The sequence below is a fragment of the Kitasatospora sp. NPDC052868 genome, assembly GCF_044547105.1.
Classification (GTDB): domain Bacteria; phylum Actinomycetota; class Actinomycetes; order Streptomycetales; family Streptomycetaceae; genus Kitasatospora.
In genome coordinates this window covers 621,208-643,934 of the sequence record NZ_JBITZW010000002.1, presented here as the reverse complement: position 1 = coordinate 643,934, position 22,727 = coordinate 621,208, and the positions used below count along the sequence as shown (strand labels likewise).

Annotated in this window: 7 protein-coding genes and 2 rRNA genes; 3 read left to right on the top strand and 6 right to left on the bottom strand. The window is 75.8% G+C overall.

Translation table 11 applies throughout. From position 1 onward, the window contains the following. The 3 genes from ACIGZJ_RS06445 to ACIGZJ_RS06435 all read left to right on the top strand — a co-directional run. Positions 1–1,172 (top strand): 23S ribosomal RNA (locus tag ACIGZJ_RS06445); the annotation flags it as partial. An 85-nt stretch (positions 1,173–1,257) separates the two neighbouring features. Then, a 5S ribosomal RNA gene (gene rrf / locus ACIGZJ_RS06440) occupies positions 1,258–1,374 on the top strand. Positions 1,375–1,600: 226 nt separating this feature from the next. Next, entirely contained in the window at positions 1,601–5,059 is a 3,459-nt protein-coding gene (locus ACIGZJ_RS06435) for an amino acid adenylation domain-containing protein (protein WP_396456216.1), read from the top strand. An 85-nt stretch (positions 5,060–5,144) separates the two neighbouring features. Here ACIGZJ_RS06435 and ACIGZJ_RS06430 read toward each other — a convergent pair whose 3' ends face one another. From ACIGZJ_RS06430 to ACIGZJ_RS06405, 6 genes are all read right to left on the bottom strand, one after another. Next, complete coding sequence (locus ACIGZJ_RS06430) at positions 5,145–6,500, bottom strand: MATE family efflux transporter (protein ID WP_396456215.1); 1,356 nt, start codon at positions 6,498–6,500, stop codon at positions 5,145–5,147. A 114-nt stretch (positions 6,501–6,614) separates the two neighbouring features. After that, entirely contained in the window at positions 6,615–7,640 is a 1,026-nt protein-coding gene (locus ACIGZJ_RS06425) for a MupA/Atu3671 family FMN-dependent luciferase-like monooxygenase (RefSeq protein ID WP_396456214.1), read from the bottom strand. Further along, the gene (locus ACIGZJ_RS06420) at positions 7,637–13,804 is read right to left on the bottom strand and encodes an amino acid adenylation domain-containing protein (protein WP_396456213.1); all 6,168 of its coding nucleotides are present in this window, start codon (positions 13,802–13,804) and stop codon (positions 7,637–7,639) included. The genes ACIGZJ_RS06425 and ACIGZJ_RS06420 overlap by 4 nt, the downstream gene beginning before the upstream one ends. A gap of 5 nt (positions 13,805–13,809) precedes the next feature. Next, the gene (locus ACIGZJ_RS06415) at positions 13,810–17,295 is read right to left on the bottom strand and encodes an amino acid adenylation domain-containing protein (RefSeq protein WP_396456212.1); all 3,486 of its coding nucleotides are present in this window, start codon (positions 17,293–17,295) and stop codon (positions 13,810–13,812) included. After that, on the bottom strand, positions 17,292–19,859 hold the full coding sequence (locus ACIGZJ_RS06410) for a beta-ketoacyl synthase N-terminal-like domain-containing protein (protein ID WP_396456211.1): 2,568 nt from the start codon (positions 19,857–19,859) through the stop codon (positions 17,292–17,294). Before ACIGZJ_RS06410 ends, ACIGZJ_RS06415 begins: the two co-directional genes overlap by 4 nt. Continuing rightward, positions 19,856–22,726 (bottom strand): amino acid adenylation domain-containing protein, encoded by a 2,871-nt coding sequence (locus tag ACIGZJ_RS06405; protein ID WP_396456248.1) that lies wholly within the window; start codon positions 22,724–22,726, stop codon positions 19,856–19,858. Before ACIGZJ_RS06405 ends, ACIGZJ_RS06410 begins: the two co-directional genes overlap by 4 nt. Position 22,727 lies beyond the last annotated feature (1 nt).

Below are 22,727 nucleotides of genomic sequence, written 5' to 3'. Positions count from 1 at the left end.
GAGCTGGGGGTGGCCGCAGAGACCAGCGAGAAGCGACTGTTTACTAAAAACACAGGTCCGTGCGAAGCCGTAAGGCGATGTATACGGACTGACGCCTGCCCGGTGCTGGAACGTTAAGGGGACCGGTTAGCTTGGATTCGTCCAGGCGAAGCTGAGAACTTAAGCGCCAGTAAACGGCGGTGGTAACTATAACCATCCTAAGGTAGCGAAATTCCTTGTCGGGTAAGTTCCGACCTGCACGAATGGCGTAACGACTTCTCGACTGTCTCAACCATAGGCCCGGTGAAATTGCATTACGAGTAAAGATGCTCGTTTCGCGCAGCAGGACGGAAAGACCCCGGGACCTTTACTATAGCTTGATATTGGTGTTCGGTTCGGCTTGTGTAGGATAGGTGGGAGACTTTGAAGCAGCAACGCCAGTTGTTGTGGAGTCGTCGTTGAAATACCACTCTGGTCGTGCTGGATGTCTAACCTGGGTCCGTGATCCGGATCAGGGACAGTGTCTGGTGGGTAGTTTAACTGGGGCGGTTGCCTCCTAAAGAGTAACGGAGGCGCCCAAAGGTTCCCTCAGCCTGGTTGGCAATCAGGTGTTGAGTGTAAGTGCACAAGGGAGCTTGACTGTGAGACTGACGGGTCGAGCAGGGACGAAAGTCGGGACTAGTGATCCGGCGGTGGCTTGTGGAAGCGCCGTCGCTCAACGGATAAAAGGTACCCCGGGGATAACAGGCTGATCTTCCCCAAGAGTCCATATCGACGGGATGGTTTGGCACCTCGATGTCGGCTCGTCGCATCCTGGGGCTGGAGTAGGTCCCAAGGGTTGGGCTGTTCGCCCATTAAAGCGGTACGCGAGCTGGGTTTAGAACGTCGTGAGACAGTTCGGTCCCTATCCGCTGTGCGCGTAGGAGTGTTGAGAAGGGCTGTCCCTAGTACGAGAGGACCGGGACGGACGAACCTCTGGTGTGCCAGTTGTCCTGCCAAGGGCATGGCTGGTTGGCTACGTTCGGGAGGGATAACCGCTGAAAGCATCTAAGCGGGAAGCCTGCTTCGAGATGAGCACTCCCACCTCCTTGAGAGGGTAAGGCTCCCAGTAGACGACTGGGTTGATAGGCCGGATATGGAAGCCCTGTGAGGGGTGGAGTTGACCGGTACTAATAGGCCGAGGGCTTGTCCTCAGTTGCTCGCGTCCACTGTGTTGTTCTGAAACAACGACCCCCATGACATGGCCTGTCGTGGGTGCGGTTGACAGTTTCATAGTGTTTCGGTGGTCATAGCGTGAGGGAAACGCCCGGTTACATTCCGAACCCGGAAGCTAAGCCTCACAGCGCCGATGGTACTGCAGGGGGGACCCTGTGGGAGAGTAGGACGCCGCCGAACAATCATTCCAGAAAGACCCCCTCCGGATTCCGGAGGGGGTCTTTCTGCATTTCTGAACGCTGATTTCCGGGCGATGTCCGGGTCGTGCCGACCAGGCCTGGGTGAGGCGGCCGCGCCGGGCCGGCGGGGGTGGGCCTTCGGGTACGGCTGACGTGGCGGTGGAGCGTGGGTAGCATTTCACATGTCACAGATGATGGGATGATCGGCCGTCCAGGAGGCAGTACCCGTGCACGATCCGTTCGACGACCCGCGGCGGCGCTACCAGGTCCTGCGCAACGACGCCGCCGAGTACTCGCTGTGGCCCGAGGAGCTGGCCGTCCCGCCCGGCTGGTGGGCCGTGCTGAGGGACGTCGGCCGGGACGAGGCGCTGGCCGCCATCGACGCCTGGCCGGCGCCACCTCGCGGCCACACCAGGGACCACGCCAGGGACCAGGCCCGCGACCGGACGCCCGCCCCGGGCAGGGCCCTCGACCCCGTCGAGGCGGTCGCCCGGCACGCCGTCGAGCGGCCGCAGGACATCGCGGTGCTGACCCGGCACCGGGCCGGAGCCGTCCGGCAGTTGACGTACCGACAGCTGGACCGGAGGGCCGCCGTGCTGGCCCGCCGGCTGGTCGCGCACGGGGTCGGGCCGCGGGACCTGGTGGCCGTCGCCCTGCCGCGCGGCCCCGAGCTGGTGGCCGCCCTGCTCGCCGTCCTCCGGGTCGGCGCCGCCTATCTGCCGGTCGACCCGGGCTTCCCGGCGGACCGGACCGCGCTCACGCTCCAGGACTCCGCCCCCAGACTGTTGCTCACCGACCGCGCCGGGGCGCACCGCCTCGCCCCGGAGGGCCAGGCCACCCTGCTGCTCGACGAGGTGGACGCCGCCGACGGTCCGGTGCGCGCACCGGGTGAGCCGACGGCCCCCGAACCCGACCTGCCCGCCTACGTGTTGCACACCTCGGGCTCCACCGGCCGTCCCAAGGGCGTGGTGATCAGCCGGGGCGCCTACGCGCACGCTCTCGCCACCCTGGTCGACCGGCTGGGCATCGGCCCGGGGCAGCGCGTGCTCGCCTCGACCACCGTGGCCTTCGACATCGCGGGCCTGGAGCTCTTCGGCACCCTGCTGGCCGGTGCCACCGTCGTCCTCGCGGACTCGGGCCAGGCCGGCGACCCGGTCGCGCTCGCCGAACTGGTCGCCGCCACCGGCGTGCACGTCGTCCAGGCGACCCCCTCGCTCTGGCAGGCCCTGCTGGCGGGCCGGCCCGAACGGCTGCACGGCGTCCGGGCGCTGGTCGGGGGAGAGGCGCTGACCCGCGAGCTCGCCGACCGGCTGCGGTCGGTGGCGGCGAGCGTGACCAACCTGTACGGGCCGACCGAGACCACCATCTGGTCGCTGACCGCCGAGGTCGACGCCGGTACCGGACCGCCCTCGATCGGCACGCCGCTCCCCGGCACCGGCGTGCGGGTACTCGACCAGGACCTGCGACCCGTCCCGGTGGGCACCGAGGGCGAGCTCTACCTCACCGGCCCCACCCTGGCCCGGGGCTACCTCGGCCGGCCGGGGCTGACCGCCACCCGCTTCGTCGCGGACCCGGCCGGGGTGCCCGGCGGCCGGATGTACCGGACCGGCGACCTGGTCGCCCTGGGCCCCGACGGCACCGCCGAGTACCGGGGGCGGGCCGACGACCAGATCAAGATCCGCGGCCACCGGGTGGAGCCCGGGGAGATCGCCGCCGTCCTGCTCGCCGACCCGGCGGTGGCCCAGGCGGCCGTCGTCGCCCGGGGCGCGGCCCCGGAACGGCTCGGCCTGGTCGCCTACCTCACCCCGGAGCCCGCCGCGGGGCAGGAGGCGGCGGCCACCGCACGGCTGCTCGAACGGGCCCGGCGCGCGCTGCCCGGCTACATGGTCCCCGCCGCCCTGGTCTGGCTGGACCGCCTCCCCACCACCCCCGGCGGCAAGTTGGACCGCAAGGCGCTGGCCGGGCCGCGGTACGCCCCGCGGCTCGCCGCCCGCGCCGGGGGCCGCCCCGCCGAGGGGCCGCTCGAACCCGCCGTGGCCGAGCTGTTCGCCGAGGTGCTCGGCACCGGACCGCTCGGCGCCGAGGACGACTTCTTCGCGCTGGGCGGCAACTCCCTGCTGGCCGTCCGCCTGATCGCCCGCCTCGACGACCGGCTGTCGGTCGAACCGACCCTGCGGGACCTGCTCGCCGCGCCCACCGTGGCCGACCTCGCCCGGCGGCTGGCCGTGCTCGCCGACCAGGCACCCGCGCGGCCGGCGGGCCGCCCCGGCGCCCGGCCCGACGACAGGTCCGCAGACGGGCCCACAGACAGGCCCGCAGACGGGCCCGGCGAGCAGCCCGGCCCGGACCCGGAGCGCCTCCCGCTGACCGCCAACCAGCGCCGGCTCTGGTTCATCGACCTGCTGGACGGCCCCAGCCCCCGCTACAACCTGCCGCTGGCCGTCGACCTGGCCGGACCGCTGGACCCCGCCGCCCTGTGGGCCGCCCTGGCCGATGTGACGGACCGCCACGAACCCCTGCGCACCCTGCTCCCCGACGAGGACGGCGACCCGTACCAGCTGGTCGTGCCCGCCGCGCTGGCCCGCCCGGAGCCGGTCGAGCACCGCGTCTCCCCGGACGGGCTGGAGGACCGGCTGCGGGAGGCCGTCCAGGAGGTCTTCGAGGTGGCCACCGACCTCCCGCTGCGGGCCTCGCTCTGGCACACCGGACCGGACCGGGCGACCCTGCTGCTCCTGCTGCACCACACCGCGGCCGACGGCTGGTCCACCGGGCCGCTGCTGCACGACCTGCTCACCGCCTACCGGGCCCGGCTGGCCGGCCGCGCCCCCGAACTCCCGCCGCTGCCGCTGCGGTACGCCGACCACGCCCTGCGCCGGCACCGCGCGGACCGGTCCGAGACGGACCCGAGCGGCGCCGGGCGGCACGACGCCTTCTGGCGCACCGCGCTGGCCGGACTGCCGGCCGAGCCGGCCCTGCCCACCGACCGGCCCCGGGCCGGGGACGACGGGAGCACCGGGCGGATCCCGCTGGACGTCCCGGCCGCCCTGCACGAGGGGTTGGCCGACCTCGCCCGCCGGCACGGCTGCACGGTCTTCATGGTGGTGCACGCGGCGCTGGCCGGACTGCTCGCCCGGGCCGGGGCGGGCACGGACGTGGCCATCGGCACGGTGGTGGCGGGCCGCCCGGAGCGCGACCTGGAGAGCCTGGTCGGCTTCTTCGCCGAGACCCTGGTGCTGCGGACGGACGTCTCCGGCGACCCGTCGGCGGCCCGGCTGCTGGCCCGGGTGCGGGAGGCGGACCTGGAGTTCCTGGCCCACCAGGACACGCCGTTCGACCGGGTGGTGGCGCTCGCGGCGCCGCCCCGGGAGAACGGGCACCACCCGCTGTTCCAGGTGCTGCTGGCGTTCCAGGTCGAGCCGCCGCGGCTGCCCGAGTGCCCGGGGCTGACCGTCCGGGCGCGTGAACTGGGCACCGGCACGGCCAAGGTCGACCTGCTGTTCACCCTGACCGAGCACGGCGACCCGGTGACCGGGCGCCCGGCCGGGATCACCGGCGAACTCGACTACGCGGCCGGGCTCTTCGAACCGGCCACCGCCCGCCGGCTCGCCGACGGCCTGCTCACCCTGCTGCGGGCCGCCGTCGAGCAGCCCGACACACCGCTGTCGGCGGTCGAACCGGGGCGCTGACAGGACCAGGTTCCAGGCCGGACACGACCAGGCCCGCGCCCCGGGGAGAGGGGCGCGGGCCTGGCGGGTTTTTACGGTGCGTAGGTCAGGCCGTGACCGGGACCGCCTGACCGGCGACCGCGATCGCGCTGTACCGGCGGAAGCACCAGCCCTGGGCGGCGACCAGGGCCAGATTGACGCAGGCCAGGGTGGACCAGAGCGCGGTGAGCCCGCCGTAGGCGGCCGCCGGACCGGCCGCGAAGGCCAGCACGCCGTAGCCGGCGGCGAAGCAGAGCATGCTGGGCAGCGTCCGCCGGACCCCGATCAGCCCGAAGCCGAACAGCGCCTGCAGGGCATCCGCCAGGGTCGCGGCCAGCACCAGCGGCAGCAGGTCGACCAGGCCGGTCCGCACCTGCGGGTCGGTGCTGAACACCTCCAGCACCGGGCCGCGCAGCACCGTCAGGACGGTGGCCAGCAGCAGCACCGCCCCGGCCGCCACGAGGAGCCCCGAGCCGACCCCGGCCCGCACGCCCGGCAGGTCCTCCTCCTTCAACCGGTCGGCCACCAACGGGATGACCGCCTGCCCCACCGCGACGGCGGCGGTGAAGACCAGGTTCACCAGCGACACCGCGACGCTGTGCACGGCGGCGTCCTCGGTGCCGATCCGGGCGGCCGAGAAGGCCAGCACCCCGAGCACCGCGAACTTGATCAGCACGGTCGCGGCCAGCGGGATCCCGACCCGGGCCAGGCCGAGCACCTCGGCCGGCTGCGGCCGGCCCAGCCGCAGCGGCTGACCGCCCAGCTGCGGGACCCGGCGCAGCGCCACCTGCGCGACCACGGCGCTGATCAGTCCGGAGGCGAGCATGGCGATCCCGGCGCCGTTCAGTCCGAGCGCGGGCAGCGGGCCGGGCCCGCCGACCAGCAGCAGCGACAGCACCACGGCGGTGGCGGTGCCGGCCAGCCCGGAGCGCATCACCACCCGGCTGCGGCCCAGCCCGATCAGCGCCGAGGCGGCGGTGGTGGAGAGCGCGACCGTCAGCGTGTCGAGCGCCAGCAGCAGGGGGAAGAAGCCGAGCCCGTCGACGGTCTCGTCCGGGACCCCGCCGAGCCGGGCGATCAGCGGCACCCCGGCGACCGCGAGCGCCCCGAGGCCGCCGGTGGCCACGGCCAGCCACATGCTGTTGCGCAGCACGGACAGCAGCTGCCGGGGGTCGTCCTGGTGCTCCGTCACAAAGGGCATCACCCCGCGCTGGGCGCCGGCGATCGCGGCGGTGGCCGGGCCGAACACGGCCATGGTCACCCCGAGGCCCGCCAGCGAGGCGGTGCCGTGGTGGCCGAGGACGGCGGTGTCCACGAGGGCGCCGGCCGAGGCGGCGATCATCGTCAGGTAGAGCGGCAGCGCGGCGCCGGCGATCCTTCTGATCCGCTCCCCGGCGGTCCGCGGTCCGTCGTTCGTTGTCACCGGGTTGCTCCTGTCGGTCGGTCAAGGTCGGTGGAGATCAGCAAGGTCGCTCAGGTCGGTCAGGTCGGTCAGGGCCGGACGTCGTGTCGGGTCGAGCCGTGCCGTAGCGGGGGGTCACAGCGGCTCGCAGCGTCGACGCAGTTCGGCCAGGTTGTGCAGGCCCTCCAGCACCGCGTCGGTGCCGATGCCGAAGTCGATCAGGCAGGCGATCTCGTCGACCCCGATCTCGGCCAGCGACTCGACCAGCGGCAGGGCGTCCTCGACCGAGCCGAGCAGGCAGCGCTCCCGGGAGAAGTCCCGGTAGGCCAGCTCCAGCAGCTCGTCCATCGCCTCTGGTGAGGCGTCGGCGCCGGGTTGGGCGTTCAGCCCGAACAGGCTGAGCGAGGAGCGCATGTACGCCAGCAGCGGCTCCCGGGCGCGGGCCAGCGCCTGTTCGCGGTCCGACCCCAGGTGGGTGTGGACCATGACGGCGACCCGTTCGCGCTCGGGACCGTGGCCGTGGGCGGCCAGCGCGTCGGCGTACCCGGCGAGGTTGTCCTCCAGCTGTTCCATCGACTGGCCGAGCAGGTGGGTCAGCACCCCGGCGCCGGTCTCGCCCGCGAGGGCGTAGGTCTGCGGGGAGCCCGCCGCCGTGATCCACAGCGGCAGGCCGCCCCGCGCGGGCGTCGGGTAGGTGCGGACCCGGTGGGTGCCGCCGCCGGGCCCGGGCCGGTCGACCTCGCCGCCGGACCAGAGCAGGCGCACCTCGTCGAGGCCCTTGCGCAGTTCGGCCTTGGCCGCCGCGAAGCGCTCGGGGGCGAGCACGAAGTCCTGCGGGTTCCAGCCGGAGGCGAGGGCGATCTCGGCCCGGCCGCCGGAGATCCGGTCCACCACGGCCCACTCCTCGGCGACCCGCAGCGGGTCGTGCAGCGGCAGCACCACGCTGCCGGCCCGGACCGAGATCCGGCGGGTGACGGCGGCGACGGCCGCGCCGGTGACGGCCGGGTTGGGGAAGGGCGCGCCGAAGGGGTGGAAGTGCCGCTCCGGGGTCCAGACCGCGGAGAAGCCCTCGGCGTCGGCGAAGGCCGCGGCCTCCAGCAGCAGCCGGTACTGCTCGTCGGGGTCGTCCCCGTTGGCGAAGAAGAACAGGCCGAACCTCATGACTCCTCATCCGGGGTGGTGGCCGAGGGCCGGCCGTCGGGGCGGGCCTGCGGGTCGAAGAGCAGCGCGTAGAGCGCCTCCCGGTACGCGGCGGTGAGCGCGTGTGCGTCCGCCCCGCCGGGCCGGGAGCGTGCCCGCACCAGGAAGCCGTCGGGGCCGTCCACGACGGAGAAGCGCGTCCGCTGCCCGGGTTGCAGCGGCTCGGGGCCGACCCACTGGACGGGGTGCCCGGCGAACAGCGGCTCCCCGCCGTCGTCCCAGGCGTAGTTGAACACCAGGTCGGCCCGGCCGGCGGCGGCGAGCCGCGGGTCGGCGGCCGCGAGGTCGGCGAACGGGACCGGCCGGGCCTCCTCGATCCGTGCCAGCAGCTCCCGGACCGTCGCCAGGACGGCGGCGACCGGTTCGTCCGGGCGGACCGCCACCGGCAGCGGCACCACCTCGGCGAAGGCGCCGACGCTGTCCTCCAGACCGGCGGCGGCCCGGCCGTCCCAGGGCAGGGCGATCCGGGGTGCGTCGGTGCCGGCGGTCCGGGCGGCGGCGATGGCGAAGGCGGTGAGCTGGAGGGTGTACGGCGAGATCCCCAGCCGGGCGCCGGCCTCGCGGACCGCGGTGTGCAGGCCGGAGTGCGGGGCCCACGCGGCCTCGGTGTCCGGGGCGTCCGTGTCGGCGGCGTCGGATGAGGCTTCCGGAGTGGCGGGCCCGGCGAGCAGCTCGTGCCAGATCTCGGCGGCGCGCTTGGCCTCCTCGCCGTCGGTCAGGCCGTCCCGCCAGGCCAGCTGGCGCAGGAAGCCGTCGTCCTGCGGGCCGAGCGCCGCCGGATCCCGGTAGGCGGTGGCCAGTTCCTGGACCAGCGTGAGCAGGCCCAGGCCGTCCAGCGCCAGCGGGTGCACGCTCAGGGCGAGCAGCGCGGGCCCGTCCGGCGGGGTGGCGAGCACCAGCCGCAGCAGCGGGTCGTGGCGCGGGTCGGGCGCCAGGCCGCGGGCGGTCCGGTACAGCCAGTCGGGCCGGTCGGCCGGGCGGACGGCGGGGCCGGGCTCCAGTACCGGTACCGCGTCGTCGAGCGCCTCGGCCGGGCGGACCGTCAGCTCGCCGCCGTCCGGTGCGACCGACAGCCGCAGCGCGGGGTGGCGGCGCAGCAGCGCCCGGTACGCCAGGCGCAGCGCCTGCGGGTCGGGGTGCGGGCCGAGCTCCAGGACGAAGCTCTTGCCGCCCGCGGCGGCCTCGGGCCGGGCCGCCGGGCGCAGGCCGGCCGGGAGCCGCGGGGGCGGCCCGCCCGCCGGGAGCTGGATCCTCGGCCGGGGCAGGCCGGGGGCGGGGTCGGCGCCGTGCGGGGTGAGCCGGCGGGCCACCTCCTCGGCGGTGCGGCAGCGGTAGAACTCCGCCACGGAGAGTCCGTGCGCCGCGGGGAAGCGCTCGCGCAGCCCGTAGAGCACCCGGATGGCCAGCAGGGAGTGGCCGCCGACGGCGAAGAAGTCCGCGTCGGCCGCCAGGTCGGGGCGCTCCAGGACCCGGCGGAACAGCTCCAGCACCTCCCCCGCCGGACCTGCCGGACCTGCCGGACCAGGCAGTGCGGCGGGGGCGGCGGGGCCCGGGCGGCCGGGGGCGGGCAGCAGGGCCGGGACGACCTTGCCGTTGGCGTTCACCGGCAGCGCGTCCAGCACCGTGAAGGTGGCCGGGACCAGCGCCGACGGCAGCTCGGCCAGCAGCCGCTCGCGGACCGCCTCCACCGGCGCGGTGGCCACCAGGTAGGCATCGAGCCGCCGTTCGCCCTCCTGGCCGGCCACCACCAGCGCCACGTCCCGCACCCCGGGCACCCGGCGGATCGCCAGGTCCACCTCGGAGAGCTCCACCCGGTGGCCGCGGATCTTCACCTGGCCGTCCTCGCGGCCGAGGAACTCCAGCTCCCCGCCGGGCAGCAGCCGGGCCCGGTCGCCGGTGCGGTACCAGTCGAGCCCGTCGGCCCGCCCGAACCGCTCGGCGGTCTGCTCGGGCAGCCCGAGGTAGCCGTCGGCGACGCAGACCCCGCCGATCCGCAGCTCGCCCACCGTCCCGTACGGCACGTCGAGGCCCGCCGGGTCGGTCAGCCGCAGCACGGTGTTGGGCAGCGGCCGGCCGATCGGCGCGTACCGGGGCCAGTCGGCGGGCGGGCCCTGGAAGCGGTAGGAGGTGACCACATGGGTCTCGGCGGGGCCGTAGTTGTCGATCAGCCGGCAGTCGGGCAGCCCGTCGAAGAAGGCGAGCACCCCGGCGCCGAGGCGCAGCTGTTCGCCGGTCGCGGCGATCTCGCACAGCGAGGCGAACGGCTCGGGGTCGTCCTCGAACACCGCCGCCACCGAGTTGAGCAGCGAGACCGGCCAGATCGCCTTCTGCACCCGGTGCCCGGAGATCAGGTCGGCGAGCAGCTCGTGGTCGTAGCGGGTCTCCTCGTCCGCGACGTGCAGCGAGCCGCCGCCGCAGAGCGCGCCGAAGATCTCGTGGAAGGCGGCGTCGAAGCCCAGCGGGGCGAACTGCAGCCAGCGCAGGCCCCGGTGGTAGCCCTCGGTCTCCCAGTGGATCAGGTTGGTCAGCGCCCGGTGCGGGAAGGCGATGCCCTTGGGCCGGCCGGTGCTGCCGCTGGTGTAGGTCAGGTAGACGAGGTCCGCGCCGCCGACGGAGGGCAGTTCGGCGGGTGCGGGCGCCGCGGCCAGCTCGGCGAGCGACGGCAGCACCAGGGGCTCGGCCTCCGGTGCGAAGGCGACCGCCTCCGGCTGTTCGCAGAGCACCACGGCCGGGGTGCAGTCCGCGGCCATCATGGCCAGGCGGGCGATGGGCAGCCCGGGGTCGAAGGGGACGGCGACGGCGCCGGCCCGGACCACCCCGAGCAGCGCGGCCACCGCCGGTACGCCCTTGGGCAGGAGCAGGCCGACCCGGTCGCCGGGGCGCACCCCGTGTCCGGCCAGCAGCCCGGCGACGGCGGCCGAGACGGCGGCGAGCCGCCCGTACGTCAGCTCCGTCCCGCCGCCGGCCAGGGCGAGCCGGTCGGGCTCCCGGTCGGCCCAGCGGGCGAAGACCTCGTGCACGGGGGGCTGCGGCACCTCGGTGACCGGCCCGCGCAGGGCCTCGGCCGTCCGGCGGGCGAGGGCGGGCGGCTCGGCCGGCCACGCGGCGACGGGCTCCCCGGGCTCGGCGGTGAGCCGGTCCAGCAGGTGGGTGAAGCAGTCCCGCCAGTCCTCGACGGCGGCCCGCTCGAAGCGGTCGGTGTCGTAGCGGAACCGCCCGCCGAGCCCGCCGTCCGGGTCGAACCACCAGTCGAGCGACAGCTCGTAGGGGCTGCCGCCGCGGTCGAACGGCACCGGGTGGGCGGTCAGTCCGGGCGGTGCGGGGGGCGGGCCCCCCTCGCCGCCGAGCATGTTGAACAGCACGTCGAACAGCGGTGCCTCGCGCTGGTCGGCGGGGTGTCCGAGGCGGCGGACCAGCAGCTCGTAGGGCAGGTCCTGGTGGTCCAGGGCGGCCCGCAGCCGGGCCGCGGCCCGGTCGACCAGCGCGGTGAAGTCCTCGGCGGGGTCGAGCCGCAGCCGCAGCGGGAGGGTGTTGACGAAGTTGCCGACCAGGTCGCGGGTGCGCGGGTGCTGGCGGCCGGCCACCGGGGTGCCGACGACCAGGTCGGAGCGGGCGCCGAGCCGGCCGAGCAGGACGGTGAAGGCGGCGAGCACCACGGTGAACGGGGTCACCCGGCGGCGCTCGGCCAGTGCGCGGACCTGGTCGGCGGTCCGCTCGGGCAGCGAGAACTCCAGCAGCTCGCCCCGGTAGCGGGGTTCGGCGCGGCGGGCCCGGCCGGGCAGCTCCAGCCGCTCGGGCGGGTCCGCCAGCTCGGTGCGCCAGAACGCGGCCTGCCGCTCGGCCTCGGCGGAGTCCGCCCAGTCGGCGACGGACCGGGCGTGTTCGGCGAACAGGCCGGTCAGCTCGGGGAGTTGCGGTGCGGGGGCGCCGGTGCGCCGGGCGTAGCAGGCGTACAGGTCGCGCAGCAGCACCCCGGTGGAGTGGGCGTCCGCGCAGATGTGGTGCACCACGAGGGCCAGCACGTGGCGCTCCGGGGACCGCCGGAACAGCCGGGCGACCAGGGCGGGCGCCGGATCGAGCGGGACCGCCGTGCCGAGCAGGTCGTTGACGGCCCGGTGCAGGGCGTCCTCGTCGGGTACGTCGACCACCGGCAGGGCGGCCGCGGCGTGCGGCAGGATCTCGAACCGGGGGCCGTGCTCGGAGCGGTGGAAGCGCAGCCGCAGCCCGTCGTGGCGGTCCACCACGTCCTGGAGCGCGCCCGCCAGGGCGGCCTGGTCCAGCGGACCGGCCAGTTCGGCGAGGACGGGGACGTGGTAGGCCTCGGCTGCGCCGGGGACCTCGTCCAGGAAGAGGAACCGCTCCAGCAGGGCCGGTACCGGCAGCGGTCCGGACTCCGCGGGGCGGGGGGCCGGTACCGGGTCGGGTGTCCGGGCCAGGGCCTCGGCGACCAGGGCGGCGAGGCGGGCGGGCGTCGGCTCGTCGAGGAAGGTCCCGAGCGGGACGCGGACCTCCCAGCGGGCCCGGGCCAGCGCGGCGATCCGCTGGGCGGTGAGCGAGTCGCCGTCGAGCACGAACAGGTCGTCCTCGGGGCCGACCTCGGGCGTCCCGAGCGCGCTCCGGAAGATCTCCAGCGCACCGGCCTCCAACTCGCTGGCCTCCAGCGCCTCGGTCCCCAGGGCGCCGGTCTGTCCGGCGCCGGCCTGCGGTGCGCCGGCGGGCCGGGCGTCCAGCCAGTGGCGGCGGCGGTCGAACACCCGGCGCGGCGGGTCGCCCTCGGGCAGCCGCTCCGGGCCCTCCTCCAGCAGCAGGTGCGCATTGGTGCCGCCCACCCCGAAGGCGCTCACCCCGGCCATCCTGGGCAGCTCGGACTCCCAGGGCAGCAGCTCATCGGAGACCCTGAACGGCGAGGTGGCGAAGTCGATGTGCGGATTGGTCGACTCGCAGCCGAGGGTGGGGACGAACTCCCGGTGGCGCAGCATCAGCACCGTCTTGATCAGCCCGGCGATGCCGGCCGCCGAGTCCAGGTGCCCGATGTTGGACTTGACCGAGCCGAGCCGGCAGCCGCCGCGGGCCGCGGTGGTCTGCCGGAACGCCTCGGTCAGCGCGGCGACCTCGATCGGGTCGCCGAGCAGGGTCGCGGTGCCGTGCGCCTCCAGGTGGCCCACCCGGTCCGCGCCGATCCCGGCCAACCGGTGCACCCGGGCCACCAGTTCGGCCTGGCCGGCCACACTGGGCGCGGTGTACCCGCTCTTGCGGCGCCCGTCGTTGTTCACCGCACCGGCCCGGATCACCGCGAGCACCCGGTCGCCGTCCGCCAGCGCGTCCTCCAGCCGGCGCAGCACCACCAGCCCGGCCCCGCTGGCGAACACCGTGCCGGCGGCCTCGGCCGAGAACGGCCGGCAGCGGCCGTCCGGCGAGACGATGCCGCCCTCGGTGTACTCGTAGCCGACGTCCTGCGGGTTGATCGCGGCGCCGCCCGCCAGCACCGCGTCCGCCTCGTAGTCCAGCAGCATCCGGGCGGCCTGGTGCACCGCGACCAGGCTGGCCGAGCAGCCGCAGTCGACCGCGAAGGCCGGCCCGGTCAGGCCCAGCCGGTAGGCGATCTGGGTGGCGGTGAACCCCCGGTCGTTGCCCATCAGCACCCGGTGCCAGCCGTGGGTGGCGACCACCTCGGGGTGGCCGAGCACATGGCGCAGCAGGTACTCCGAGTGGTTGAGGCCGACCACCGTGCCGATCGCGCCGGGGAAGGCCGCGGGGTCGATGCCGGCGTCCTCCAGCGCGTGCACCGCGAGCTCCAGCAGGGCCCGCTGCTGCGGATCGGTGAGCGCGGCCTCGGCGGGGGTCATCCCGAACGCGGCGGCGTCGAACTGCGCCGGGTCGGCGAAGCTCCGGCGGACCGGGACGTGCACCGGGCCGCCCGGGGACGGCTCCGCGACCCCGGCCCGGAGCAGTTCCCCGGCCGGGACCTCCTCGCGCGGCTCCGCCCCGGCGCGCAGCAGCTCCCAGAACTCCGCCGGCGAGTCGGCCCCGGGGAACCGGCAGGCCATCCCGGTGACCGCGATCGCGGACAGGTCGTCGTCGAGCAGCTCCTCGTACGGCTGCTCGTCCTCGGGTACGGCGGACACGGCGCTCACTCCTCGATCGCGGGTCGGGCGGGGGCGGTGGCGCCGGCGGCGCGCGACCGGCGTTTGCGCAGCACCTGCTCGCGGCGGCGGTCGCCGACCGTCCGCCCGGCGGACGGCGCCTCGGGCCCGGTCACGGGTGCCTCCGGACCGGTCGGGGCCGGGTGGCGCAGCCGGGCCGCGTACGCCCGGGCCGTCGGGTAGCGGAACAGGTCGACGATCCGGGCCTCGGCGTTGACGTTCGCGCGGATCTCGGTGAGCAGCCGGGCGACCAGAATGGAGTTGCCGCCGAGCTGGAAGAAGTCGTCGTCCACGCCGGCCAGCGGCTGGTCCAGCACCGTGCGCCAGGCCGTCAGCAGCCGTTCCTCCAGCTCGTCCGCGGGCTGCGCCGCCGCCGTGCCGGGCTTCGGCGGCTCGCTGCCGGGCAGTGCGACCGTGGGCAGCGCGGCCCGGTCGGTCTTGCCGCCCGCCGTGGTCGGCAGCGCCGGGAGGCGGTGGAAGGCGGCCGGCAGGTACGGATCGGGCAGGCCGTCCGCGAGGGCCGCGCGCAGCTCCCCGGCCGGGTGGTCCCGGCCGTCCCGGGACACGTAGTGGGCGACCAGCGCCGCCTCCGCGCCGGTGCGCTGCACCACCACCGCGCAGGCGGCGATGCCGGGCACCGCGCCGAGTGCGCGCTCCACCTCGGCGAGCTCGATCCGGTAGCCGTTCACCTTGACCTGGTGGTCCAGCCGCCCGGCCAGCTCCAGGGTGCCGTCCGGCAGCCGCCGGGCTAGGTCCCCGGTGCGGTACAGGCGCTCCCCGCGGGCGTCGGTGACGAAGCGCCGCCCGGTGAGCTCCGCGTCGCCCAGGTAGCCCTTGGCCAGGCCGGCCCCGGCGATCGCCAGCTCGCCGAACAGGCCGTCCGGCTGCGGGCGCAGCGCGGCGTCCACGATCCGCACCCGGGTGTTGGCCAGCGGGCGGCCGACCAGCACCGCCGCGGGCCGCTCCGGCACCTCCCAGCCGGTCGACCAGACCGTGGTCTCGGTCGGCCCGTACAGGTTGAGCACCCGGGGGATGCCCAGCTCCTTCAGCCGGGCGGCCAGCGCCTGGTCCAGCGGCTCCCCGCCGACCAGCAGCAGCCGCAGCCGGGCCAGTGCGCGGTCGCCGCCGGGCAGCCGCAGCACGCTGCGCAGCAGGGTCGGGGTGGCCTGGAGCGCGGTCGCGCCGCTGCGCTCGACGAGCTCCGGCAGGCTCTCGGCGCTCGCGCCGTCCGGCCCGGTGGCCAGCGTCTCGGCGTTCTCGGCGAGCACCACGGGGATGCCGCGGGAGAGCGTCCAGAGCAGCTCCAGCACGGCGATGTCGAAGGTCACCGAGGTGACGGACAGCCAGCGGGTGCCGGGCTCCGGGGCGACGGCCCGGTCCAGCGCGGCGAAGAGGTTGGCCAGGCCGCGGTGGGCGACCTCGACGCCCTTGGGCCGACCGGTGGAGCCGGAGGTGAAGATGACGTAGGCGGTGTCCCCGGGGGCGGGCTCCTCGATCGGCCCGCCCTGCGGCGGACGCCCCGTCATGCCCGCGAGCGGCAGGCGCAGACCGGTGAAGTCCGGGCACAGCCCGGCGTACGGCCCGTCGGTGAGCAGCGCCGCGCAGCCGGCGTCGGCGAGCATGCCCTCCAGCCGGGCGCGCGGGTCCGCCCCGTTGAGCGGTACGTACACCAGGCCTGCGGACAGCACTCCGAGCAGCACCGCGACCAGCGCGGGGGAGCGCGGCACGAGCAGTCCGACCCGGTCGCCCGGGCGCAGGCCCGCCGCCCGCAGTCCGGCCGCCACCGCGGCCGCCCGCTCGGCCAGCTGCGCCCCGGTGAGCGCCTCGTCCCGGAACGCCACCATCTCGGTGTCCGCCAGGCCGGCCAGCCGCTCCAGCACCACCCGGTGCACCGGGGTCGAGGGGACCCCGAGCTCCGTCTCGGCGTCCCAGGCCTCCTGCCGCAGCACGTCCTCCACGCCGACCAGCGACAGCTCGCCGACCGGCTGGTCGAGGTCCTGCGCCATCGCGACCAGCAGCCGCTCGAACCAGACGACCAGGCGGCGGGCCTGCGCCTCCTCGAACAGCGTGGTGCTGTAGATGAGTTGGCCGAGGAAGCCCTCGGTCTCCTGGCGCAGCTTCAGCATCAGGTCGTACTGCGCCGCGTAGACCGGCTCCGGGGCGAAGCCGGAGCGCACCCCGGGGAGGTCGAGGTCGGTGTCCGGGTAGCTCTGGTAGATGAAGATCGACTGGAACACCGGCGAGTGCGAGCTGCTGCGCTCCGGCGCGACCGCCTGGACCACCTGGTCGAACGGCAGGTCCTGGTGGGCGAAGGCGTCGAAGGCCGTCCGCCGGACCCTGGCGAGGAACTCCCGTACGCTCTCGGCCTCGTCGACCACCGTCCGGACGGTGATGGAGTTGAAGAACAGCCCGAGGGTGCGCTCCAGCGCGGGGTAGGGCCGGTTGGCCAGCGGGCTGCCCACCGCGATGTCGGCCGACCGGGAGACCCTGGCCAGCAGCAGGGTGAGCACCGCCATGAACACGCTGTAGGGGGTCGCGGCGGCCGAGGAGCAGAGCCGCTCCAGCGCCGCGGTGGCCTCGGGGCCGAGCCGGAAGTCCAGCGAGTCGCCCCGGAAGCTCTGCACGGCCTCCCGGGTGCGGGCCGGGGCGAGGTCGACCAGCGGGGGCAGGTCGGCCAGCTGACCGCGCCAGAACCGGCGCTGGCGCGCGGCCAGTTCGGTGCCCAGCCACTCCCGCTCCCAGACCGCGAAATCGGCGTACTGCACGGTCGGTTCGGGCAGGTCGGCGGGGCGGCCGGCGATCCGGGACGCGTACAGCTCGGTGAGCTCGGAGCGGATCACGCCGGTGGACCAGCCGTCCGAGATCACATGGTGCTGGGTGACCACGAAGATCCACCGGCGGTGTCCGCAGCGGATCAGGTCGAAGCGGATCAGCGGGGCCGCGGCCAGGTCGAACCTGGTCTCGGTGACCTGCCGGATCAGCCGCTCCTCCTCCTCGGCGCCGTCCGCCTCGAACACGGTGTACGGCGTCGGGCAGTCCTCCGCGATCTCCTGGAACAGCCCGGCCGGGCCCTCCCGCAGCGCGGTGCGCAGCACCTCGTGGCGCTCCATCAGCCGGTCGGCGGCCCAGCGCAGCGCCGCCTCGTCCAGCGGCCCGGTCAGCTCGGTCGCGAAGTACATGTTGTAGACGGGGACTTCGGTGCCCAGCTGCTCGACCAGCCAGAGCCGCTGCTGGGCGTAGGTGGCGGGCAGGGCGGCGGTGCGGTCGGCCCGGCCGATCCGCACCTGCCGACGGGCCTCCTCCTCGGCCCGCTCGCGCAGGAACTGCACGATCGCCTCGCGGTGCTGGCGGACCTTGGCGGTGAGCTCCTGGTCCAGCGCGCCCTCCGGGGCGGACAGCGCCAGCCGGCCCTCGGCGAGGGCCAACCGGGCCCCGCGCACGGCGAGTTCCTCCAGGACGTCCTGCGCGGTCACAGCTCCACCTCTTCCCAGTCGTCCCCGGCGCCGGCGTCCGGGGCGCCGACCAGCGTCCGGTACAGCCGCGACGAGGCCAGCTCGGTGTCGATCAGTTCCGCGGTGGCCTCGGCGGTCTCCGCGTCCAGCAGGTCGCCCAGCGGGATCCGCACGCCGTACGACTCGCGGATCCGGGCGAGCACCTGGGCGGCCAGGATCGAGTGGCCGCCGAGGACGAAGAAGTCGTCGGCCGGGGCGACCTCGGGCAGGCCCAGCACCTCGCACCAGATGGCGAGGACGGTCTCCAGGGTGGTCGCCCCGGGCGGCGGGTCCTGCGGTCCGGGCGGGGGCTCCGCCAGCGGGGGTCGCTGCGTCCGGCCGTCCGGGACGGCGGGGTGCCAGTGCCGCACCGGTTGGAAGGGGTAGGGCGGCGCCGCGCTACGCCCGCCGCCGACCGGGCGCAGCAGCTCCCAGCGGACGTCCGCGCCGCGCTCCCAGCAGTCGGCGACCAGCCGCAGCCAGCGCTCGGCGTCGCCGTCGACCGGGACGACGGTGCGGGCCTCGGGCGGCAGCGGGGCCGGCTCCTCGCCGAGGACGGCCGAGGCGGTGACGTCCAGCAGGTGGGTGGGGGAGGGGGCGGTGCCGGCGGGCAGGACGGTGTCCAGCGTCGCCGAGCGGACCTCGACCTGGAGCAGGCCGGGCTCGGCGGCCGCCAACTCGGCCTCCAGCGCGGCCATCGCGCGCTCGCAGGCGCTGAGGTCGCCGCCGGGGCGGGCGGCGGCCACGGCCGTCGCGTGGTGCCCGGCGCAGCGCCGGGCGGTGTCCTCGTCGAGTGCCCCGCCGAAGGCCAGCGCGACGAACTCGCCCGCGCCGCAGACGGCGAGGGCGGCGGGCTCGACCCCGAGTGCGGCGAGTGCCCGCAGGGCGGCGAGCCGCCGGTCGAAGCCGGGTGCGGCCGCGGTGTCGGTCGCGGTGTCGGTGCTGGTCTCCGCGGTGGTGTCGCCGTCCGCCAGGCCGAGGACCAGCGGGCCGTCGACCGGGGTGGCCGGGCCGGCGGCCAGGGCCGCGGCGAGCCCGGCCGGGTCGGCGGCGGTCCAGGCGCGGCGCAGCCGGCCGGGGGCCCGGCCGTCCTGGAGCGCGCGGGCCAGCGCGGCCGGGTCGGCGCCCTCCTCGGCCAGCACGTCCCGGACGTTCGCGGCGGACCGCTCGAAGGACCAGGGCGAACGGGCGGAGAGCGGGAGCAGCTGCGGCCCGTCGGCGGCGGGCGCCGCGGGGCGGGCGGGCGGCTGCTCCAGGACGGCGTGCGCGTTGGTGCCGCCCACGCCGAGCGCCGTCACCGCCGCTCGGCGCGGTTCGTCCGAGGCGGGCCAGGGGGAGGCGGCGGCCGGCACGTGCAGGCCGCTGCCCGCGAGGTCGACCGCCGTGGTGGTCTCCCGGTGGCCGGCGGTGCCCGGCACCACCGCGTCCCGGACCGCGAGGACCGCCCGGATCAGCCCGGCCATGCCGGCCGCCGCGTCCAGGTGTCCGAGCGCGGCCTTGGCACTGCCCACCGCGCAGGGCGCCGTCACCCCGAGCCGCCGGCGGGCGGCCAGCAGGGCGGCGAGCTCGACCGGGTCGCCGAGCGGGGTGCCCGTCCCGTGCGCCTCCAGGTAGCCGATCGTCGCCGGGTCCACCCCGGACTCGGCCCAGGCGGCCAGCAGGACGTCCCGCTGCCCGTCCACGCTGGGCGCGGCGAAGCTGAGCCGGGCCGCGCCGTCGTTGTTGAGCGCCGAGCCGCGCAGCACCGCGTGCACGGTGTCGCCGTCCCGCAGGGCGTCGGAGAGCCGCTTGAGCACCACCACCGCGACGCCGCTGCCCGGCACCGTGCCGTCGGCCCGCCGGTCGAAGGGGCGGCAGGCGCCGCTGGGCGACAGCACCCCGCCGTCGACCGCCAGGTAGCCGCGCTCGTGCGGCAGCGCCACGGAGACCGCGCCGACCAGGGCCGCGTCGCAGTCCCCGGCGAGCAGGCTGCGCCGGGCCAGGTGGAGGGCGGTCAGCGCGGTGGAGCAGAGGCTGGCCACGAACACGCTGGGGCCGGTCAGCCCGAGGTGGTAGGAGACCCGCAGCGGCAGCGCGGCGGCGGTGGTGCCCGGGGCGGGCTCGGTGCCGTCGGCGGCGATCAGCGTGCCGTAGCGGTTGTCGCCGCTGCCGCAGAACACGCCGACCCGGCCGAGTCCGGCGCCGCCGGCCCACCCGGCGTGCTCCAGGGCGTGGACGGCCTCCTGGAGCAGCAGCCGCTGCTGCGGGTCCATCGCGGCGGCCTCGGCGGGGGCGATGCCGAAGTACTCGGCGTCGAAGAGGTCGACGTCCGCCAGTTCGCCGCCGACCGGGACGTACCGCGGGTCCGCGGCCTCGCCGTCCGGGCCGTCCTGGTCATCGGTGAACCGCTGGACCGCGCCGCCGTCGCGCAGCAGCAGCGCCCGGTACTCGTCCAGGTCCCGGGCGCCGGGGAATCGGCAGGCCAGGCCGACGACCGCGACGGCGGGGCCGGGCGGGGGGCCGGGATCGTGGGCGGCGCCCGGCCGCCCGTTCGCGTGCTCGTTCATGAGGATCCTTCGTGCTGGCCGGCTGCCTTCAGCGCCTCGGCGACGGCGGCGACGGTGGGGGACGAGAACAGGTCGGTGATCGGCAGGACGGTGCCGAACTCCGTGCGGAGCAGACGGTGCAGGCGGATCAGGGTGAGCGAGCTCCCGCCCAGTTCGAACAGGCTGACGTCCCTGGGCACCTGCTCCGGGCCGGTGCCCAGGGCCTCGGCCCAGCGGGCGGCGATCCGGCGCTCGGTCTCGGAGCGCGGCAGGTCGGCCGGGCCGGGCGGGGCGGCGGGCGGCGGTGCGGGCAGCGCCCGGGTGTCCACCTTGCCGCTGCCGGTGAGCGGGAACGCCTCCAGCGGGACGAGTGCGCCGGGCCGCAGCGCGGCGGGCAGCCGCTCCGCGAGATGGTCGCGCAGCCGCTCCCGGGTGTCGGGGAGCTCGCCGAGGAAGTACAGCGCCAGCATCTCCTCGCGGCCGGCCGTGACCAGCCGGGCCACCGCGTCGCGGACCTCGGGGTGGTCCAGCGCCACCGCCCGGATCTCGTCCAGCTCCAGCCGGATCCCGCGCAGCTTGACCTGCCCGTCGGCCCGGCCGAGGAACTCCAGGGTGCCGTCCGCGCGCCGCACGCCCAGATCGCCGGTGCGGTAGAGCCGGGCCTGCGGATCGGGGTCGAAGGGGTGCGGGACGAAGCGCTCCCCGGTGAGCTCCCGGCGGTTCACATAGCCGTCGGCCAGCGGCACCCCGCCCACCCAGAGCTCGCCGGGCACCCCGGCGGGCAGCAGCTGGCCGCCCCGGCCGAGGACGTGGACCTGCGCCCCCGCGGCCGGCCGGCCGATCGGGACCCGTCCGGCGGGACCGTCGGCGGCGACGGTGTGGGAGGTGACGTCGATCGCCGCCTCGGCCGGTCCGTAGAGGTTGACCACCGGCGCGCCGAACCAGCGGGCCGCCCGTTCGGCGACCGCGGCGTCCAGCGCCTCGCCGCCGCTGAAGACCGCGCGCACCGGGCTGCCCCCGGTCGGCGCCGGCTCCGCGAGCAGCGCCTTGAGCAGCGTCGGGACGAACTGGACGACGGTGACGCCCTGCGCGGCGATCTCCGCGGCGAGGGCGGCCGGGTCGCGGTGCGCCCAGGCGGGGGCGACGACGACCGAGGCGCCGACGGTGAGCGGGACGAGGTACTCCCACACCGAGGCGTCGAAGACCGGCGGCGTCTTGAAGTGGAACCGGTCGGCGGCGGTGAAGCCGAAGGTGTCGGCCTTCCAGTGCAGGTTGTTGGCCAGCGCCCGGTGCGGCACCCGGACGGACTTGGGCAGGCCGGTACTGCCCGAGGTGGTGATCACATAGGCGGCGTCCGCGGGCCCGGGCTCCTCGGCGTCGAACGCTGCTGCGTCGGACCCCGCTGCGTCGGGCGTCGGCCCGGCGGGGTCAGACTCGTCGAGGGCCAGTGCCGGCAGCCGTCCGCCGAGTGCGGCGGCGTCCTCGGCCGTCTGGACCAGCACGGCCGCGGCGTCCGCGTCGGCGAGCACGAAGCCCAGCCTGGTGCGCGGGAGTTCGGGGTCGACGGGCAGGAAGGCGTGCCCGCTGCGCAGCACCCCGAGGGCGGCCGTGACGTACCCGGCCGAGCGCGGCACGCAGAGGGCGACGGTACTGCCGCGCGGCAGGCCGAGGGCGTGCAGCCGGCCCGCGATCCGGGCCGAGGCGCGCTCCAGCCCGCGGTAGTCGAGCCGCTCGGCGCCGGCCAGGACGGCCGTGTTCTGCGGGGCGCGCCGGGCGTGCTCCAGGAAGGCGCGGGTCACCGGGACGAACGCGGCGGCGGCCGGCCCGTGGGCCAGCGCGAGCACCCGCTCCCGCTCGGCCCGGGGCAGCAGCTCCACCCGGGCGGCGGGCGGGTCGACGCCCACCGCGATCCCGGCCAGCGCTTCGAGGACCACCCGGAAGGCCGCCGCGATGGTGCCGGCCTGCTCGTCGGTGTGCCGGTCCCGGCGGTACTGGAGGCGGGCCCTGGTCCGCTCGCCGGCCACCTCGACGGCCAGCAGCAGGTCGATCTTGCCGGTCTGCGGGTGGATCGGCACCCGCTCCACGGCGATGCCGGGCAGGGTGAGCTGCTCGGCGCCGACGTCGTGGACGGAGAGCATCGCCCGGACTTCGCCGCCGGCGATCCGCAGCGCCCGGTGCATCCCGGCCAGCGGTGCGCCCTGGTGCTCGAAGCCGGCCAGCAGCTCCTCGCGGACCTCGGCCGCGTAGCCGGAGAGGCTGCGGTCGTCGAGGTCCGGGGCGCGCAGCAGCAGCATGTCGGTGAAGAGGCCGACCGCGTCCTCGTAGTCGGCCCGCCACGGGTCGATGGCGGGGTAGGAGACCAGGACGTCGGCGGCCGCGGAGAGGTGGCGCAGGGCCAGGCAGTAGGCGGCCATCAGCACGGTGAACAGGGAGCCGCCGGTGGCCGTGACGGCCGGGGTGAGGTCGGCGGGCAGGTCCACCACCAGCTCGCCGGCCGGGCCGTCGGTGTCGCGGCCGGTCCGCGCCGCCGCCCCGGTGTCCAGTCCGGTGACCCGGGCCGTCCAGAACGCGGCGCCCTCGGCGGTCTCGGCGTCGGGCCGGGCGAACCTCGCCCGCTGCTCCAGGGCGTAGGCGAAGTAGCCCTCCTCCGGGAGCTCCCCGCCGCCCGGCGCGGGCGGCTCGGCGCAGTACCGGGAGAGCTCGCTCAGCAGCATGGCCACCGAGGGGGCGTCCACCGCGACATGGTCGAACACCAGCAGCAGCAGGGCCTCGTCGGGGGCCCAGCGGAACAGGTGGGCGGCCAGCCGCAGCGGCGCGGCCGGGTCGAACGGCAGGGCGGCGGTCCCGGCGAGCAGCTCGGCGGCCTGCTCCCGGGTGGTCGCGTGCACG